The sequence below is a fragment of the Aliiglaciecola sp. genome (assembly GCF_039982535.1).
Taxonomy (GTDB): domain Bacteria; phylum Pseudomonadota; class Gammaproteobacteria; order Enterobacterales; family Alteromonadaceae; genus Aliiglaciecola.
In genome coordinates, this window is record NZ_JBDWYG010000011.1 from 36,886 (window position 1) to 56,564 (window position 19,679).

The following is a 19,679-nucleotide window of genomic DNA, read 5'->3' on the forward strand; positions in this document are numbered from 1 at the left end:
TCTCCTTTATTTTATATGGAGCGCTGGTTCACCCGCTGACTTAGTTGCTCAGCAGATTCCACACGTTCAGAATAACGGTCAACAAAATAGTCTTTGTTGTTGCGCAATAACAAAGTGAATTTCATCAACTCTTCCATTACATCAACGATGCGATTGTAATAAGCAGAGGGTTTCATACGATCGTTTTCATCGAACTCCAAATAAGCTTTTGCCACACTAGACTGATTTGGGATCGTTACCATACGCATCCAGCGGCCTAAAATGCGTAATTGATTAACTACATTAAATGACTGGGATCCACCACAAACTTGCATCACCGCCAAGGTTTTGCCTTGAGTTGGACGCACACCGCCAATATTTAGCGGCACCCAATCGATTTGGCTTTTAAAGATACTGGTCATAGAGCCATGTCGCTCAGGAGAGCACCATACCTGGCCTTCCGACCACAGCATAAGTTCACGCAGCTCTTTGACTTTTGGATGATTTTCATCTTCCGTGTCGGTTTGCGGCAACCCTTCAGGGTTGAATATTTTGGTTTCTGCGCCAAAGTGGGTTAACAATCTGGCACACTCTTCAACCACTAAGCGGCTAAAGGCCCGTTTTCGCATGGAGCCATGTAACAACAAAATACGCGGTGCATGCTCAGCAGGTTCTGCCAAGCATTTTTCAAAACTTGGTTTATGCAAGCTTTGCTCGTCAATGTTAGCTAAAGAGGTATCCTGAATCATAATTAGTGCGCTCCCAATTCAGCTAAAGCTTGTTTCAACTGTGTGGAATTAAGGCCTTTTTCTGCTAAGGTTTTTAATTGTTTAACCCTGGCGGTAATTTCCTCAATGCAGGCTTCAAAAGAGGCGGCGATCTGTTCTTCTGACCCTTGAACTTTAGAGGGGTCACTTAACCCCCAATGAACTTTCAAAGACTTTCCAAACCATAGGGGACAAGACTCTCCTGCGGCAGAGTCACAGACTGTGACCACCAAATCTGCATCGAAGTGTTCAAAGTCGTTCCACGATTGACTCTGCAAACCCGCAATTGAAATACCCGCTTGTTGCAAATATTTTATAGATAAAGGATGAACTTCTCCCGCGGGCTGACTACCCGCACTCTTTGCTTCAATCACCTCCCCCGCTAACTGATTTGTGATAGCTTCAGAAAGGATGCTACGGCATCGGTTGTGAGTACAAATGTATAAAATTTTCATGCTAAAACCTTAATTAACAGCAGTTGGAGGGAATTATTTGTGCAGCCTTAAGTCTGTCTAGTGCCTCTTCGTAGTATGACTTGTTATGCACACTAGATTCGCTGATCACCTTATTTGCCCATTCAGGTAATTCAGGGTGAAGTCGGTAATACACCCACTTTCCCCGTCTTTCATCAAGTAACACACCACATTTACGTAACTCGGCAAGGTGGCGGGAGATTTTGGGTTGTTCAAGACCTAGCGCCTGCATAAGATCACAAACGCACAACTCGCCAAATTCCGCGATCAACATTACGGATTTCAGTCGAGTATCGTCAGACAGACATTTAAAAATTTTTAAGGGGCTCATACACACATACGATTATTCACATATGTTATTTATCATATATATGAAATTTCATATGTCAATGGAAGAATATCAATTGCTGTTAATTAGAAAATGTAGATTGACCCTTGGAGTTACGCTCTTTTAGGTTTAGTGGAGATAACCATTTTAATGCCAAATAGGGTTAATAAAATTAATAGCATCAGGCCAAAAAAACCGAAAATTTGATTAAACTCTTTGAATGGGGTCCACTGCAAATAATGTATTTTGTACAATAAATTTATAAGCGCAGTATCTTGGCCACTTTGTCTTAAACTAAGTTGCGACCAGTTCAGGCTCACCTCAACGCCAGTGTTTGTAATAGCTTGGTTGCCGTCTATGGATGCCACTACCCCATAACGTTGAGGATCATGTAAAAATGTATCATTGATGAGCAATTGCAAGGCTTCACCGTCGACTAACTTCTTAGGTTGATAGGAAATAGGATCTAAATGCTCAAAACCATCTTTTGTTTTCACCAATAAATGATGGCCCAATATGGTTTTAACAACTTTTGCTTCCAACCAGTTAGCCTCTGGCGGAATAACAAATGCTCTCTGTAAAGGATAGGTTTTAATCGCTAGTTGATCATAAGCACCTTCATAGCCAGGCTTGGTAAAAAATATGAATCCAGTTACCACCCAGCCAAACATAGGTAAAATTAACAACATACCGATAATTCTATGCATTTTTCTACTTTTCATTGCTGTTCCCGAATAACCTATAACCGCTGTTAATTCATAAAAAAGCCGGCAAAAGCCGGCTTACATATTATTTATGAATATTGATGTTTAGATTGGCGAACCTGGAGGAAGTGGTTTCACTTCAAAGTTGCCTTTCCATTCACCTGTTGCCATAAACCAATCCAACTGTTTGGCCATAACTTTGTTTTGACCATAACGTGAATTTTTCTTCAACCAAGTGTGTAAATCCATCAAGCCATCTAACAATGCGCCTTGGGCTTCTGGAGCAATTTCCTTAGCCTGCATTGCTTGGATAACACTATTAAGCACTACATAATCTACCCGCAGCTTAACATCAGCAGCAAATTTACTCGATTTTTGCTGTATTGTCGCATCGAATAATTTCTCCAATAAGACAGGGATAGTTAACTGATCTCGGCTATTTATCGGACGCGCAGCAAGGCGATTTAAGCGTTCTGCTTTAAGCAGTAGACCCAAAGTATATCCTGCTCCTGATTCCGCAGCACTAATGGGATCAAAGCTCAATCCATTACGACCATGGAAACTTTCACGGCTATTTGACTCACCCAAACTCTTAGGCGCGATTAACGCTGTAATATTAGCTGGGATATGCAGAAATTCAGGTGAAAGAGTTTCAAGCATGGCATCTAGTGCCGCCATTTGTTTACTTTGCTCTACATAGGATACGCCCTTAGGTTCTGGGTAATCACCTTTGCTTTCATAAGCATAGTTTAAACCACCAATCAGTTTAACCACAGCGTCTAGCTGATAACGGTGGAGGTAATAAACTGGCACTAGGGTTTCTTGCAATGACGCTAGGGTTTTCCCCTCAGGAATGGAATTAATGCCAAACTCTGATAAAGCAACATCGCGTACTTCTATTAGGTTGTGTAACTCTTCAACCGGATCTTTACCGTTATCCCACAAATGACCAATAGGACTAATGGCATGGCTAGGTCTAGCATCACGATCGCTAATATAAAGTAAACCAGAATTAAGTGCTTTTTGAATCGTATCTTCTAGATAGTCTGCTTCATTTACATCATCAGGTAAATCTTGGTAACCATAAGCTATGGTGTGGTCATCCCATTTTCCCATACCCACTGCATAGGCATCAGAGATATCTACTTTGCCATTTTTTATTCTGACCGTAGGATGGGGATAATCCATTACCGACTCACGACCATAAGCACTAGCGGCAAAGTTATGCGCCAGACCTAGGGTATGACCCACTTCGTGTGCGGAAAGTTGCCTGATACGAGCTAAGGCCATTTCCTTTTGCTCTTCGATACTGCTATCACTTTGTTTAAATGGACTAGTTAAACCCAAAGCAATGAGGTAGTCCTGACGTACCCGCAGTGAACCTAAGGTAACCTGGCCTTTAATGATTTCACCTGTACGCGGATCGCGCACCGACATACCGTAAGACCAGCCACGAGTCGCGCGGTGAACCCAATTGATAACGTTGTATCTCACGTCCATGGGATCTGCATCTTCAGGCAACATTTTCACTTGAAACGCATTTTTGTAGCCAATTTTAGTGAACGCTTGATCCCACCACATTGCACCTTCATACAAAGCACTTCTCACCGGCTCAGGTACACCTGGATCTAAATAATAAATAATAGGCTCTACGGCTTCACTGACCGCAGCATTGGGATCTTTTTTAAATAAACGATGACGTCGAATTAAACTTTGCTCCATTGAATCTTCAATGGGCACCGAATAATCCTGAAATGTCATTTTATTAAAGCCAGAGTTAGGACTAAACGCTCTTGGCTCATACTTATCGTCAGGTAATCTGATTAGTGAATGGTGCAAATGTACGGTTACGCTATCAGGAGAAGGAGTAACTTGTTGTAGATATTTGCCAGGATTAGTACCACCAAAGGTAACTAATGATTCCATTTCAGTATTGTCGACGAAGGATTTAGTGCGTGGCATATAAACTGCGCTGCGCTTAGTATCTACTTTAAAACTGCCCTGTTTGGCACGAGTTAAACGTGCTGAAATACCGTGGATATCAGATAGTAGAAAGTCCGTATAGTCGACTAAAACGGAGCCATCTTGTTGGGCTAAGATTTTGAAACCGGCAATAACCGAATCAGCAAAAGCCTCATCAATACTGGCCGCTTCTGCAGCATTATCCGTAGTCGAACGGAACTGTGTATTAAGCTGTTTTAGGAGGACTTTATCGCCAAAACGTTCGAAAATCACTAAACGTGTTTTACCAAGTTGCAGTCTATCGAGGCCAATATCATTTGAACCAATACCTTGAGGTAAACTACTTTGGAATATAATTTGTTCCCCAAAGTTATCAATTTGTAAGTATAACTTCCCACTATCTTGTTGGTAATAGACGGTGTAAAACCCCTCCTTTGACTGCATTCCGCTAGTAAAATCACTGATTGATTTACTTTGGGAAAACGCTACTGATGAAAATAACATCAAGCAAATAACTACGTATTTCTTCACACCTGTCTCCTAAATTTTTAGTTTATTACCTAATAGAAAGCACTCTAAAGCATGTTTGTCACATGACGATGTGCAACTATTTAACGGTTAATATTATAATTATGATTAGTCTGTTTCAGGCTATGCCGATTATCACAAAACAAGTACACTATGCACTCGCTAATTCTACACAAGGACTTTTATGCTCTCCTCAACTCAACTTAATACTATGCTTAACCTTCAAGCCAAAATGAATCAAAAGGTTAATGCCCAGTGGTTAACTGCCGGATATCAATACCTTAGAGCTGCAATGATAGAGGCGGTCGAGGGGATTGAACATCATGGGTGGAAATGGTGGAAAGCGCAACAAAAAGACCTACCCCAGTTGCAAATGGAATTAGTGGACATTTGGCACTTTGCACTTTACGCAATCATTATCGACTTTGATGGCAACATAGAGTCCTCTGCCGAAACTATTGCAAGTGAATTAATTAGTGGTGTCCAGTCCGTTACGTTCGACGGCAAAGAATATGCGTTTAATGACCAAGACATTTTAGATAATTTGGAATTAATGGCTGGCTTGTGCGCCGCTAAACGCTTTTCAGTACCATTATTCATTAAAATTGTTGAACAAGCTGAAATGGACTCAGATGAGCTTTATCGTCAATACGTTGGTAAAAACGTTCTTAACTTTTTCCGCCAAGATAATGGCTATAAAGACGGCACCTATTTAAAAGTTTGGTTAGGCCGTGAAGATAACGAACACCTAGTTGAAGTATTAAACGAGCTAGATATCAGCCTCCATAATTACAGCGATTGTGTTTATCAGGGCCTGCAAAAACGCTATCCAAACTAAGCCGTTTGCTAGTTAACCCTGTGTGCAAGTTAAAGGTTAAATCACAAGACCAATTTTATGAAAAATAAAGTGACTCCAGCACCTGTTATTGATGAAAAATTGAAGCTAGTGAATAAACCTAATGGCAAAGGGTTAACGCGAATAGTCAAAGCCACACAATGCTCTTTTCGTGGTTTTGCCGCGGCTTGGCAGCATGAATCAGCATTTCGCCAAGAATTGATCATGGCACTGGTTTTGTTACCATTTTCATTTGTGATTGCATCTTCGACCTTACACCTGCTGATGCTGATTAGCTGTTTACTTTTTGTATTGTTTGCGGAGATTGTTAATTCCGCCATTGAAGCTTTGGCTGACGCGATTACTCTGGAAAACAATGTTCTCATTGGTCGCGCTAAAGACATGGGATCTTCGGCAGTATTTATCGCGTTAACCTTGCTAACCTTAGTTTGGCTTGAGGCAATTTGGCGGTATGTAACACTTCATATTTAATCAAAAAATTTTGATTCTTCACGGTATAAAATCAAAAAGACCTCCAATTGGAGGTCTTTTTATTTATTGGCTTTTTAACTAAAGCACCAAGGGTTTAGAAACTATATTTACCCTGTACATAGTAATATCCGCCATTGTAATCGAAAGGACCACTTTCATAATATATGGCACCTAACTCACCCAAAGTACCATCTTTAAGTTTTTGAGCTTCTTGATCAAACAAGTTGTTTGCTCCGGCAGAAATGGTAAATGAGTCATTGATGTAATAGCTCACTTCAATATCTACAGTTACCGCAGAATCAGCAATCTCAGAACCCCAATCAGAGGTATCATCTGCATGCGTCGCGTAATATTCACCAAAGTAGTTAGCACGAATGAACATGCTTACATCTTCCCAGCTCTGGGATACTGTGAATGTTCCACGATGGTCTGGCATGCCTCTTTCTAAACGGCGCACTTTACCTTCATCGGTTGTTTCTGGGTTAAATGAATCAACTGAAGTTTCATTCCAGTTATAAGCAAGACTTAAAGTTGTATCACCGTCAAACAAATTAAGAGAATAATTTGCCACTAAATCGATACCTTGAGTAGTCGTATCGAAATCGTTTGCGTAGTAAGTAACGGCTGAAATCAACTCAGGATTTTGCACACCTAGACTTCTAAGTTCCTCATAGTCTTCTTCAAGAACAGTAATCTGACTTGACTGTGCGATACGATCTGTCACTTCGATATTGTAGTAATCAATGGTGAAGAAAACATCACCCGTTTCAATTACAGCACCAAATGCAAAACTAGTTGATTCTTCAGGATTTAACTCTTTACCGCCGTAGAACGATGACAAAGGATCCGTTGGTGGCGCGATAAAGGTCTGGATTAAATCACCATTAACAATTGAAGTCTGGGTATTTACAACATTCGCCTGACCAACAGTTGGCGCTCTAAAACCAGTACTGTGAGAACCACGTAGAGACACAGTCTCGTTAACAACATACTGAACCGTCAATTTATAATCTAATGTGTCACCAAAAGAAGAGAAATCCTCGTATCTAAGTGCTGCACCTAGTAGGAAATCGTCGGTTAAGTAACTTTCCACATCTAAATATGCACCCACATTGCGACGTGTGTTTACACCTGCAGACTCTGGACCAAAACCTTTGAAGCCGTGAGAACCGATGTTAAAGCCTTGGTCTGCGTATTCACCAGCTTCCCAAGAAGCCTGTTCACCTGCAACAATTTCAAAGCTTTCTTCACGCCACTCTAATCCAGATGCGAAATTAACATCTTTACCGCCCATTTCTAATTGTTTAACTAAATCGAAGTTAAAGGTTTTTTCTAATTGGATGTATGAGCCTGTTTCAAATTCCGTAGGTGTATCTAAACCTAAAGAAGGGTTTAGGGTATTTTTCAGATTAAATTTAGATTCACTGCGGCCTACTGAACCACTTAAATCAAAATACCAATCCGCCAAAAAGCCTGATTTAATCTCGCCTTTGGTTCCCATTGTTAAAGATGTATCGGTAATATTACCACCGAACTGAGGTGTATAACCGCCTGCAAAACCAGGAACCATGTTCATTGAGAAACAATTTGGATCTGCAACCATATCCAAATATTCTTGCGTGTTTAACACGTTAGGAACATTTGCAGGCACTACGGCACAACTGCTTTGATCGCCATTTACAGCACCAACCAACAATGTTTCACCGCCGTCATTTGAATAAACGTTACCGCGGTTGTGGGGGTTACGGTAATAAAAACCACCTGTCACGTCACGCTCTGAGTAGTTACCGAATAAATAAAATTCTTTATCATCACCTAAATCAAGACCGATATTACCAAAAATGGTTATATCGTCATCAATCTCTGGGTTACCCCATATTTGTGCAGGGTTTTGTATTTCTGTATTGCCGGCTTCAAATATAGCCTGAGCATCTGGTCTTTGCACACTGCGGCTTGTGGCGTCTGCAGTTTTATATTGAAAACTAAAGTTGGCAAAACCTTCGGTTGTGAATGGTAATCCAATGTTGCCGTCGATTACTGTTGAATCGCCGTCACCTTCATAATAACCACCTTGGCGAATAGAGAAGGATCCTCCCTCAGAATCGTCTTTAAGCACAAAGTTCATTACCCCAGCAATGGCATCAGAACCATATTGCGCTGCCGCACCATCTCGTAACACTTCAACTTGCTTAAGGGCTACGCTAGGAATAACAGAAATGTCTGGGCCTTGAGCCCCATCGTTTACACCACCACCTTGGAAAGCAATTACCGATGCACGGTGACGGCGCTTACCATTTAACAAAATCAACGTACTATCAGAGGATAAACCACGCAAATTTACTGGACGAATTAAGGAAGCCGCGTCACTAATAGGTTGTGCACGGACGTTAAATGACGGAACCGCTGCAACCAACATATCTAGCATGTCGGTAGATGCGTTTTTCGACAGCTCGTCTCCGCCAATTATATCGATGGGTACAGGAGAATCACCTACTGAACGTGGAGCTCCACGACTACCAACTACCGCAATTTTTTCAACGTCAGCGTTTGCATCAGCAGACTCTTGAGCCATTAGTGATGAGGTCATTGTCAAAGATAGTGCAGCCGTTGCCGACAATCCCATCTTTATTCCCATCGAAAGTTTAGAAAAGTTTTTCTTCATGTGTTGTTCCCATAAAATTATGTTTGGATTTTTCAATAAATTTTCCAATATAAACACGTGATTTAGCTAAGCTCTTATGTGCGAGCTGATACTAAAATCAACATGATGGATTGGTTTTTTTGATGTATAAGATTTTTTTAACCTATCCACAGTTTTATTTATAGATAAGTATGACCAATAATTCAACTTATTTGATTAAAATCCCTTTATAAAATAGTAAGTTAGTCAATATTTTTCACAATGAAATGGAATTAACATTAACCCCAAATAGCCTAGCACTAGGTATAACCTAAGGCTATACCTTTCATTTAATTTCATATGGTAAATTAACTTCACACAAAGATTTCATAAAGTTTCACTTAAAAAGGTTACCACGATAAGTTTTTTTCACATTGAAATTTTCCAACCTAGCTTTAAAAACGCTGGAAATAAAAAAGCCCCGTATAAAACGGGGCGAAAGCATCCAGCTAGACTGGAAAATTGGGGAGAAGCGTTTCACTTGTTGCATTAAGGTCAATCATTGACGAGCTTTGATCAGCAAATATTATCCACAAAGTGAACAGTTATTTAATCAACCTTAAGCAATCCAAGAAAACAAGTTCACTATTAGTTTACGCTTTGCTATGTAATTCAACATACCATCTACCGTATAATTCCTGTCATATATCGCATAACCAACTGAATTTTGGTTAGAAATGAAAAAAGAAGTCTTTTTTGATGATCCACGGTTTGCTGTTATGGGCAGAACCTTAAGCACAAATAAAAGCCTTGAGCTCAGTTATCCTGGGGTCAGTGTGCACTTTAATGTTTCAGCCAAAAGCGTTCAATTGGTTGCCCACAGCCCACACGGCAAAGGCCGAATAGACGTTGTTGTAAATAATAAACTAGCCAAGATTTTAGTGGTTTCCAAGACACCTAAACCTTTTTATCTAATCAAAGCTAAACAAGCAAAACTCAACAAGATAGAACTGATTAATCGCGGAGAATCTTGGCATGGCATCATTAGTCTCAAATCACTCATTTTAGAAAGTGGCGACTTGTTAGAGACACCTTCACTGCCTTCCAAAAAATTACTTTTTGTTGGCGATTCAATCACCTCAGGTGCTTTAATGGAAAGGCCGGCATCAACCAGTAATACCCGAAAAGGCCCTCACTTATCCAATGCTAGACAATCCTTTGGCATGCTCTTAGGCAGAATGTTAAACGCCCAAGTACACTTAATCGCTTACGGGGGACGAGGACTGCTTCAAGGTTCAGATACGTCAGTACGTTTACCACAGTTGCCCCAGATTTTTCCTCTGACAATTCCAGAAACACCTTATAACCATAGATGGCCCATTGACGCCTATATACCAGATGGCATTTTTATTTGTTTGGGCACAAATGACTTCTATAATGACATTCCCAATATCGATTTATTCAACCAGCACTACACTGATTGGATTGAGCATTTATTGAGCCTATATCCTAATACTCAAATTATGATTTCAGAAGGGCCAATGCTCAGTAATAGCTTGGAAAACAAGCTCAAAAAACACTGCTTGAACCAATGTTTGCTCACCATAGTCAAACAAGTAAATCACCCACAACTTCATCATGTACCCTGCATAAATTGTGAGGGGGATGAGTTCGATCCCCACCCTACAATTGACCAGCACTTGGCAATAGCAACGCATTTTTCGCCACTGTTTGCCGATATTTTAAACTGGTAATCTAGGTTAAATTGCGGACATAAAAAAAGCTGCAAATGCAGCTTTTTTAAGCCTTAAATTACTTACACATCGTAGGTAGTTGAAGCTGTATCTCCGCCTCTGCCTGTCCAATTTGTATGGAAGAATTCACCACGCGGTTTATCTTTACGCTCATAAGTGTGAGCACCAAAATAGTCCCGTTGAGCTTGCAATAAATTCGCAGGAAGGTTTTCCGTGCGGTAACCATCAAAATAACTCAAGGCGGATGATAAACAAGGAATCGCAACACCTTGCATAGCTGCGGTAGAAACTACTTCACGCCAACCTTGCTGAGCGTTCGCAACCACTTGGTTAAAGTAGTCATCTAACAATAAATTATCTAAGCCAGGGTTGTTGTCGTAAGCGGCTTTGATGTTATCCAAGAATACCGAACGAATAATACAGCCTTCGCGCCACATCATAGCGATGCTGCCATAATCGAGGTCCCATTTATATTCTTTAGCAGCTTCTTGCAAAACAGCAAAACCTTGGGCATATGAGACGATTTTAGAAGCCAGTAGCGCCTGACGTAAGCTTTCAAGGAAAGCTTCCTTATCCCCGGTAAATTCTGCCTTAGGACCTGAAATAGTTTTCGCCGCTTGCACACGCTGATCTTTTATCGCCGAAAGACATCGAGCAAACACAGCTTCACCGATCAACGTTAAAGGGACGCCTAAATGCAACGCAGTGATGCCTGTCCATTTACCAGTACCTTTTTGTCCTGCAGTATCCAATATACTATTAACCAGAGCTTCGCCATTTTCTTTATAACCTAGAATATCGGCGGTAATTTCAGTCAGGTAGCTAGATAATTCAGTTTCATTCCACTGTTTAAAAACAGCCTGCATTTCATCGGTGCTCATGCCCAATAAATCTTGCATTAGAATGAAGCCTTCGCAAATAATTTGCATATCGCCATATTCAATACCGTTATGGACCATTTTCACGAAATGTCCTGCTCCGCCTTCCCCTACCCAATCACAACATGGGATCGATAGCTCACCGTTTTCATCTTTCACTTTAGCCGAAATAGCTTGGAAAATAGGTTTAACGTGTGGCCATGCTTCTGGGTTTCCGCCCGGCATAATTGATGGACCAAGTAATGCGCCTTCTTCGCCACCAGACACACCGGTACCCACGTATAACAAACCTTTTTCGGTTAACATGGCGGTACGACGATTAGAATCTTCAAACTGACTATTGCCGCCATCAATAATAATGTCACCTTTATCTAAATGGGGGATCAATTGTTCGATAAAGTCATCTACTGGTTGGCCGGACTTCACCATTAACATAATCTTGCGTGGTGAACTTAATGAGGCAACAAGAGACTCTATAGAATCTGCTCCACGAATGGTTTTGTCTTTTGCTCGCGTTCCTAGAAAATTTTCCACTTTGCTATAAGAGCGGTTATAGGCCGTAACCGTAAACCCTTTACTAGCCATATTTAAAATTAGGTTTTCGCCCATTACGGCTAAGCCAACTACGGCTATGTCAGAAAGTGCTTTCATAAATTTCCTCGTTGAATATAAGTTCAATCTACTCTGATGTTTGCACAAGTATAATCTAGACAGTGTCAGATTGATTAAGAATGATGACAAAAAGTGCGCGTAATTTACAGGAATATGGGCTGCATTTATAGTTTGATACTTAATCAATTGCTTAAAATTTCCAGTTTTAAACATTTTTCATATAACTAGACTTTATAAGACGCTAATTTTATGCTGTTTAGCAAATTAATTATTCGTGGATTATTATGCTATTTCGACGCTCTTTATTCTTTTCTCTCACTCTATTTTCTGTGCTTGTAAACGCCGCTCAGGTTAGTCCGCGTATCGAAGCTAAGATTGTTGATACTTTGAATCAGCAATTGCCTGAAGCCAAAGCGCTGTTGATAGAGTCCGTTAATATTAATAGTGGCACCATGAACTTTACTGGGGTCAAACAAGTGGGCATGTTATTTAAGGATGAATTAGAGCCCCTAGGATTCGATGTACAATGGCAAGATGGTGCTGAGTTTGGACGAGCTGGACACTTAGTTGCTAGCTACGGGAGCAAAGGTCCCAAAATTTTGATGATCGGACACCTTGATACTGTGTTTGCGAAAACGGACAGTTTTCAAAGCTATCAAAGTTTAGCAAATAACAAAGCCGCAGGCCCGGGCGTTACCGACATGAAAGGCGGCGACGTTATCATTATTGAGGTGATGCGAGCGTTAAAAACCCTAGGGCTGCTGGATGAAGTGAGCATTCAGATTGTGATGACAGGTGATGAAGAACGCAGTGGCAAACCTTTGTCAGCATCAAAAGCCGCCATAATAGACGCTGCAAAATGGGCAGATATTGCCCTTGGATTTGAAGATGGTGATGGCAGTATTAAAACCGCAGTAGTGGCGCGCAGAGGCTCTGTTGATTGGCAATTAGAAGTCAGCGGACGGCCAGCTCATTCGTCGCAAATTTTTAGTGAAAAAGTAGGCTATGGCGCAGTATTTGAAGCCGCTCGTATCTTAGATACCTTCCGTCAAGAATTAGCGAATCTGGGGGATTTAACTTTCAATCCTGGTGTGATTTTAGGAGGGACTGAAGTAACCTTCGATGATGAGTCAGCCAGTGGCACTGCATTTGGGAAAAATAACGTAGTTGCGCAAAAGCTGCTAGTGAAAGGCGGAATACGAGCATTAACTCAAAACGAGTTAACGACAGCCAAAACCACTATGCACAATATTGTTAAACAAAACTTGCTGCATACCAGTGCCACCCTGACGATTGGCGAAGGGTATCCGCCCATGGCACCAACGGAACAAAACTACCAGTTACTGCAATGGTATAGTGATATCAGTGACTCCCTTGGTTACGGTAAGGTAGAAGCGGTTAACCCACGTAATGCGGGAGCAGCAGATATTTCCTTTGCCGCTGAGCACGTGGATATGGCGCTGGATGGATTAGGTTTAATGGGCAGCGGAGGTCATACTAAAAACGAGATTGCGGATATGGACAGCTTTGCTAAGAATATGCATAAAGCAGCGTTATTGATTTACCGCATAAGTCAGAATTACCCAAGCCAACAACCATAGTTAGCAATAGTAATTTACACTCTTAACTCCTATCGTTAATCCAAAAAAGCCTGAATGGGGTTCATTCAGGCTTATTCAAATATTCAAAACTAGCTTATTAAGCCCAGGTTACGTTATAAACGTCTTTTAAATAACGCACAAAATTTTCATCATCACATAGGTTTTTACCCACAGTGTCAGATATTTTGGCGACGGGTTTTCCATTTACTTTAACTAACTTCATTACCATGTTTAGAGGTTCAACCCCTTCAACATCGTTTGATAAAAAAGTGCCTATACCGAAAGAGGTACGAATCCGACCTCGAAAGTGCAGAAATAGCTCTACCATTTTTTCAAAGTTCAGAGCATCACTAAAAATCACTGTTTTGGTTGTCGGATCGAGCTTTAAATCTGTGTACATTTTTATGGCTTTTTCACCGAACTCAAAAGGGCAACCCGAGTCTTGGCGTAGGCCCTCAAACAACTTAGCAAAATACAAATCAAAGTCCCTTACAAAGGCGTCCATACCAATAATATCAGTAAGTGCATAACCTAATTGTCCGCGAAACTCCTTCACCCAACATTCCAAAGTATGTTTTTGAGAGTGAGCTAATTGAACCCCAACTTGCTGGGATAACATAAAGATTTCATGGGCCATAGTACCAATAGGATTGACGCCCAACTCTTTGGCAATATGCATATTAGATGTCCCCAGAAAAAACTCTGGAAGTTGCTTGTTAAGCATATCAACCACGGTCAATTGGGTTTCGTAGCTAAATCTACGTCGAGTTCCAAAATCCGCTAAGGTTAAGCCTGTAAGGTCGTGCTTTTGATGCTGTGCCTTTAACCAATCAATTTTGTTGAATAAAGGTTTACGCACATCTTGATAGGACTTATTCGGGTAATTTCGGCGGTTATATACCTCGGCTACTGTGGATAAAACCGGCATTTCAAAATTATGAATGTGCATTAATGGCCCGCGAGCACTAATAGCCAATTGACCGTTTTCTTCAGTAACGAACAAGAATCGACTTTGAAACGACCACATTCTTGCCCACTCTATGAAATCTTTGGTGTACCAAGGTGTTTTCTCTAACCAACGAATTTGATCATCGGTAAACTTCAAACCGTCGAGCTTTTGTAACTCTTGTTGAATCTCTGCCTTATAGGGCCTCAGATCCACATCGCTTCGCATAAAAAAACGATATTCAGCTTCTTCAATATATGGGTATTGGTGCATGAAACACTGCCACATATTCATTTTATAATAATCGTTGTCTAGGGTAGAAAAATTGAGATTTTTACGAAAAATAGAATTACGTTTAACTGAAGCCTTCGAAAAGTTCACTAACCTACACTCCGCTTAGCAAGCCATTTTTTGACTTCATGACTGTTTTGCAAGATTGTAATTCCTTTGTTTTTCATTATTTCAATCTGTTCCTTTACTCCATCAGGGGTAATTCCCCGACACGCTGCCAAGTTCAGGACAACATTAAAGCGTTGCGAATTTTGCAACTGAATGGCTGTAGTGGCAACACAAAAATCGGTAGCTAAGCCGCCTACAATGACAGTATCAACATTGTTAAACACCAAATATTCAATCACCCCGGTGGATAATTTTTCGGCGAGATCGTGATAACAGGCCCCATAAGGATGAAGCTCAGGTGCTACTCCCTTCCACACAAAAAAGTCATACTCTGTGGCGGCAGGCAGACCATCCAATAATTCAAACCCAGTGGTTCCAGGTCGACAATGCATTTTGAATGTACAATCGGTATTGGCATATTCAAGGGGTTTAAATTGATCTTCATCTTTTTCTACTCTGAACAAAGCTTGTTCACAATGGGCATCACTTGAACCAATAATAAAATCAGCTAGCGCATTTTGAGCAACAAGTTCAGGGACAATTTTATCACCTTCATTCACTGGCAATTCATCTGGGCAAATAGGCGTAAAACCTTTTTGAGGATCCACGTTAATTGACGCAATTTTAGATTTCATTAACACCTTTCCCTGAATTTTAATGCTGTATTTACGCAGTATACATTTCTACAACATTTTGATTTTTATGTTTATATTTTTTCGCGGTTTTGACTACACTTTTAGTCAAAGTTATGGCTCAATAGTAAGGCGTTAAAACCGAGTCAAATTAGTCACAACACTTATTTTTACTGGAACCTGAAAGTATGAAAATAGCGATTTTTGGTGCTGCATTTAACCCCCCCACTTTAGGGCATCAAGACGCAATAGAATACATATCTTCTCAACAACCAAGTTTCGACAGCATATTGCTTATCCCCTCATATGCCCACGCTTTTTCTAAGAAAATGCTTTCCTATGAGCACAGAGTATCAATGTTGCATTTATTTGCACAGCAACTAAATGATCCGAAGATTGAAGTATTCCCCGTTGAAGATCAACTTAGCGATGGTACCAATCCAATTTATACATTTGATTTACTTACCTATTTACAAGCAGAATACTTTCCTGATGCAAAGCTAACCTTCGTTATGGGACCAGATAACCAGGTAAACTGGCACAAATTCTATAAATCCCAAGAAGTAACTGATAATTGGGATATATTAGTCGTGCCTGAACGTGTTGCTATCCGCTCAACTGCCGTGCGAGATAATTTAGTTAATCATCAAAACATCGATAATCAAGTTCCCAAAGAAGTGGCCCAATACATAAACCAACACGATTTATACGTAAACTAGCCACATCACTTGAGATTGCGGGTTAACGGAATGTAAACCCGCTTAGTGGTCCTTCAGCTCAGCTTTACGCTGATTAAATAAGTCTTCTAGTATGGCTAATTTGTCTGCTCGTACCTCAGGTTTAACCGCAATTTTGTCGGCAATCTCTAACCAGTCATCTGCTGTATTCGTTAACCTTGGCCATTTTGGCAAGTTCGGGCCGTTGGGGTTTTGCTGTTTAATAAAGTTATACCAATATTGACGCATTTGATTTAATACCGGCACATTATCAGATTGAAACAACATATAGGTTTCTGAGGCATGCTTAGCACCGTGGGGAAATGCTTGTTTATCACTGACGTAATTGTAAAAGTAGCGATACCCTGCTTGACCAATTTTAGGCATACTTTGAGTGGTCAACTTAGCGGCTAGTAGATAACGTAAATCACCAAATAAATGCTGATAAGGTACTGCAGAGGTGGAAACCTCATCGAGTTTATATAGCTGTTTTATCCGCTGTTTATGTTTCCCCATTAACGAAAATAAAGCTGTTGGTGCTACCCCAGAATAAGGGTAAACGCTGCCTTCGTAACTATTCCCGCCACTGATGTAAGGTACCGAATGTTGCCGACCTTGCACAAACATAATGGCCGGCTCTTCAGGTAAGGTTTTGCCATCAATAATGGGAATGTGAAAACCATCAATGGCGGCCACTAGTGCTGCTGGTGAGGCCTCATACAGTAGACTTTTTGTCACCTTTTGAGGCGTGTGGTCTTGCGCTTCTATACTTAGCGCTTTGCGTGCAATCTGATCAGATATATGTTCGGCCCTAGGGCTAGTTTTAAGTTCAGTAACTAACTTCGTTCTAGGCAACGGCCAAGCGCCATAACCACTTTGTGCAATAGCACCTTGAAACAGTCCCTTACTTTCGGGGTTAACCATTAGCATCTGCACGGCCATACCCCCTGCGGAACCACCGGCAATAGTGATGCGCTTTGGATCACCACCAAAGGCACTTATATTGGCTTTTAACCATTTAAGTGCAGTGACCATATCCATTACACTAAAATTATTTCCCTCAGGCGTTGTCAGTGCACTCGGGGCGAAAATACCTAACGCTCCCAATCGATAATTAAAAGTGACTAAGATAATTCCATTGTCATTCCAATTTTTATGTCCTTGGGCTGTCATATTGCCAGAACCAAAAACAAACCCACCGCCGTGGATCCAAACTAATATGGGTAAACCTTGAGCTTCTAAATCAATTGAATCTGGACTGAATATGTTTAGGGTTAAACAGTTCTCACTTTGCTTTAATTTTTGATTTTTTTGCGGGCAAACTGGGCCATATTGATCTGCGGAAAATTCACCAGAAAATTGACTAGCAGAAACAGGCGGTTGCCAACGTAATTCACCAACGGGAGGTTGGGCATAAGGTATCCCTTTGAATTGAATACTATTGCCTTGATGTACCCCTTTCACGGTTCCCTGAGATAGCTGTTTTACGGTCAGTTCGTCAACAGCCTGCCCTTGTAAAGACACCAACAACAGTGATAACACTGCCATTAACCTTATTACACCCATTGGGTTTTTAGATAAAATATTCAAAGTGACTCTCCATTTCTAGCCAATTGTTGGGTCCATTAGATTTTCTGTTGTTCAATCCACTCTTTAGTAAGTTGTTCGAGCAAATCCAAGGGTAAACTGCCATTTTTTAGGATTTGATCATGGAATTTGCGAACATCAAATTGCTCACCTAATTGCTGCTGGGCAAAATGACGTAACTCCATAATTTTTAATTCACCAATTTTGTAAGACAAAGCTTGTGCTGGCCAACTAATATAACGATCTATTTGGCCTATCACTTCATTCATACTTAGCGCGGTATTTTGTGCTAAATAATCAATGGCTTGCTGCCGAGTCCAGCCTTTGGCATGGATACCGGTATCGACCACTAAGCGACATGCGCGCCACGCTTCGAACGTCAAGCGACCAAAATCACTAATGGGATCTTGATAGAACCCCATCTCCTTGCCTAAACGTTCTGAGTACAAGCCCCACCCTTCACCGTAAGCAGAGTGATAAAGTTTTTTCCGAAAGTTTGCCATATCTATTTCTTGGGCAATAGAGCTTTGAAAATGATGTCCAGGTTCTGCTTCGTGGAATGTTAAAGCTTCTAATGTGTATAGGGGTTGGCTTTTCAAGTCTTGGGTATCTAAAAAGTAAGTGCCGGGCGTAGTACCACTGCCATCAGATCCCACGTAATAAGCTCCACCGTTAGGACTGGATTTAATATCAAATGTGGTGCGTGGCAACACGCTAAACCACTTTGGTAATTGGCCTGCCATCATACGAGTGATGTAACTGGCTTTTTCTAACATATCTCGAGGGCTATCCGTATAAAACTTATCGTCGGTTCGTAAGTATTCGATAAACTCACTAAAACTGCCTTTAAAGCCCACATCTTCAATAATACTTTGCATTTCTGCTCTGATACGAGCCACTTCATCTAAACCAATTTGGTGAATTTCCTCAGCGTCCATATTGGTTGTGGTGTAATACTCAATCAGATATTTATAATACTCAGCCCCCTTATCGACACTGCTAATACCGGCAGTTTTGCGACAATTAGGCATGTATTGCTGGGTAAAGAAGTCGTAAAACTTTTGGTATTCAGGAATGACCTTTTGCATTATCAGTTGTTTGGCATCTTGTTGCAGTTTGCCTTTCACTTGCTCAGAAATCCGCGCTGGAATATTGGCAAATGGACGCCAAAACACACTATCTTCAACATTATCCACTATGTGTTTACTGATGGACTTATCATAGTTTCTAAAGGTCTCACAATAATGTACATAGCCTTTGTCCACGGCTTCAGACAGATCATCTAAGAACTCTTGATTGTAGCGAGGAAAGTCAGCCAAACTAATCAAATAGTTGTCATAATCTTTACGGGTTAAAAATGACATATTCGCTGGTGCGCCAGCGAAATAACTATGATAACCGGAATAATAATTTAATGGGAAAAAGCGGTCTAACTGTTGATAAGTTTTGGCTTCAGCTTGGCGCTCATACGCGAACAATTTGTAGGTGACCTGATCATTTTCTGACAGCTTAGAGACATCAATAGTCCCTAAACGCTGAATCAAGGTTCGATTAAATTTTTCTCTTCTATCCCGCCCTGCTGCTGACATATCTGGTAATTTACCATTAGTTCTAAAGGCATCTGGATCATTGCGAAAAAACAACTGCTCCTTGTTCTCATGTTGCCAATGATCATCGAGTAATTGTTGAAATAACTGGGCGTTTTTTTCGCTGTTACTATTAGCATCTTCGTCACTGTGGGCGTAGGCTAAACTCGAAAGGCAAGTAAAGGTGATAATGAAAACAATGAGTTGACTTAAATTTGTGACGCGCATACTAGCTCCTAAGGTTCAGCAAGCAGTGTAATATTTTTTGTCATGTCACACC

At 40.8% G+C, this 19,679-nt stretch carries 16 protein-coding genes; 5 read left to right on the forward strand and 11 right to left on the reverse strand.

The annotated features are described in order from the left end of the window. Positions 1–11: 11 nt before the first annotated feature. The 5 genes from arsH to ABJV04_RS02285 form a co-directional block, all read right to left on the reverse strand. Positions 12–728, reverse strand: coding sequence for an arsenical resistance protein ArsH (gene arsH, locus ABJV04_RS02265; protein WP_348489494.1), 717 nt, complete (start codon positions 726–728; stop codon positions 12–14). 2 nt (positions 729–730) lie between these two features. Further along, the gene (locus tag ABJV04_RS02270; RefSeq protein WP_348489495.1) at positions 731–1,201 is read right to left on the reverse strand and encodes an arsenate reductase ArsC; all 471 of its coding nucleotides are present in this window, start codon (positions 1,199–1,201) and stop codon (positions 731–733) included. A 13-nt stretch (positions 1,202–1,214) separates the two neighbouring features. Further along, entirely contained in the window at positions 1,215–1,550 is a 336-nt protein-coding gene (locus ABJV04_RS02275; RefSeq protein WP_348489497.1) for a metalloregulator ArsR/SmtB family transcription factor, read from the reverse strand. A gap of 110 nt (positions 1,551–1,660) precedes the next feature. Further along, positions 1,661–2,269, reverse strand: a complete 609-nt coding sequence (locus tag ABJV04_RS02280; protein ID WP_348489498.1) for a hypothetical protein — start codon at positions 2,267–2,269, stop codon at positions 1,661–1,663. 87 nt (positions 2,270–2,356) lie between these two features. Beyond that, complete coding sequence (locus ABJV04_RS02285; protein ID WP_348489548.1) at positions 2,357–4,717, reverse strand: zinc-dependent metalloprotease; 2,361 nt, start codon at positions 4,715–4,717, stop codon at positions 2,357–2,359. A 208-nt stretch (positions 4,718–4,925) separates the two neighbouring features. Here ABJV04_RS02285 and ABJV04_RS02290 point away from each other — a divergent pair, with 208 nt between their 5' ends. Together ABJV04_RS02290 and ABJV04_RS02295 are read left to right on the forward strand one after the other, a co-directional pair. Next, positions 4,926–5,579 (forward strand): dUTP diphosphatase, encoded by a 654-nt coding sequence (locus tag ABJV04_RS02290; protein WP_348489499.1) that lies wholly within the window; start codon positions 4,926–4,928, stop codon positions 5,577–5,579. A 57-nt stretch (positions 5,580–5,636) separates the two neighbouring features. Further along, positions 5,637–6,068, forward strand: a complete 432-nt coding sequence (locus ABJV04_RS02295) for a diacylglycerol kinase (protein ID WP_348489501.1) — start codon at positions 5,637–5,639, stop codon at positions 6,066–6,068. Between the two features lie 94 nt (positions 6,069–6,162). Here ABJV04_RS02295 and ABJV04_RS02300 read toward each other — a convergent pair whose 3' ends face one another. Continuing rightward, entirely contained in the window at positions 6,163–8,730 is a 2,568-nt protein-coding gene (locus ABJV04_RS02300) for a TonB-dependent receptor (protein WP_348489503.1), read from the reverse strand. 695 nt (positions 8,731–9,425) lie between these two features. Between ABJV04_RS02300 and ABJV04_RS02305 the strand changes: the two genes are divergently transcribed. Continuing rightward, positions 9,426–10,442 (forward strand): GDSL-type esterase/lipase family protein, encoded by a 1,017-nt coding sequence (locus ABJV04_RS02305; protein ID WP_348489505.1) that lies wholly within the window; start codon positions 9,426–9,428, stop codon positions 10,440–10,442. 62 nt (positions 10,443–10,504) lie between these two features. On the opposite strand, the gene gnd is transcribed toward ABJV04_RS02305, so the two are convergent. Further along, positions 10,505–11,971, reverse strand: coding sequence for a decarboxylating NADP(+)-dependent phosphogluconate dehydrogenase (gene gnd, locus ABJV04_RS02310; RefSeq protein WP_348489506.1), 1,467 nt, complete (start codon positions 11,969–11,971; stop codon positions 10,505–10,507). A 245-nt stretch (positions 11,972–12,216) separates the two neighbouring features. Between gnd and ABJV04_RS02315 the strand changes: the two genes are divergently transcribed. Next, complete coding sequence (locus tag ABJV04_RS02315; RefSeq protein WP_348489507.1) at positions 12,217–13,533, forward strand: M20/M25/M40 family metallo-hydrolase; 1,317 nt, start codon at positions 12,217–12,219, stop codon at positions 13,531–13,533. A 97-nt stretch (positions 13,534–13,630) separates the two neighbouring features. Here ABJV04_RS02315 and pncB read toward each other — a convergent pair whose 3' ends face one another. Next, on the reverse strand, positions 13,631–14,860 hold the full coding sequence (gene pncB, locus ABJV04_RS02320) for a nicotinate phosphoribosyltransferase (RefSeq protein ID WP_348489509.1): 1,230 nt from the start codon (positions 14,858–14,860) through the stop codon (positions 13,631–13,633). Next, positions 14,860–15,513 (reverse strand): isochorismatase family protein, encoded by a 654-nt coding sequence (locus tag ABJV04_RS02325; RefSeq protein WP_348489511.1) that lies wholly within the window; start codon positions 15,511–15,513, stop codon positions 14,860–14,862. The genes pncB and ABJV04_RS02325 overlap by 1 nt, the downstream gene beginning before the upstream one ends. A gap of 185 nt (positions 15,514–15,698) precedes the next feature. On the opposite strand from ABJV04_RS02325, the gene ABJV04_RS02330 reads away from it, so the two are divergent. Then, on the forward strand, positions 15,699–16,229 hold the full coding sequence (locus ABJV04_RS02330; RefSeq protein WP_348489513.1) for a nicotinate-nicotinamide nucleotide adenylyltransferase: 531 nt from the start codon (positions 15,699–15,701) through the stop codon (positions 16,227–16,229). Positions 16,230–16,271: 42 nt separating this feature from the next. Here the strand turns inward: ABJV04_RS02330 and ABJV04_RS02335 are convergent, their stop codons facing one another. Further along, positions 16,272–17,816: a carboxylesterase family protein gene (locus tag ABJV04_RS02335; RefSeq protein WP_348489515.1), complete on the reverse strand. Its 1,545-nt coding sequence runs from the start codon at positions 17,814–17,816 to the stop codon at positions 16,272–16,274. Between the two features lie 35 nt (positions 17,817–17,851). Continuing rightward, positions 17,852–19,627, reverse strand: coding sequence for a DUF885 domain-containing protein (locus tag ABJV04_RS02340; RefSeq protein ID WP_348489517.1), 1,776 nt, complete (start codon positions 19,625–19,627; stop codon positions 17,852–17,854). Positions 19,628–19,679 lie beyond the last annotated feature (52 nt).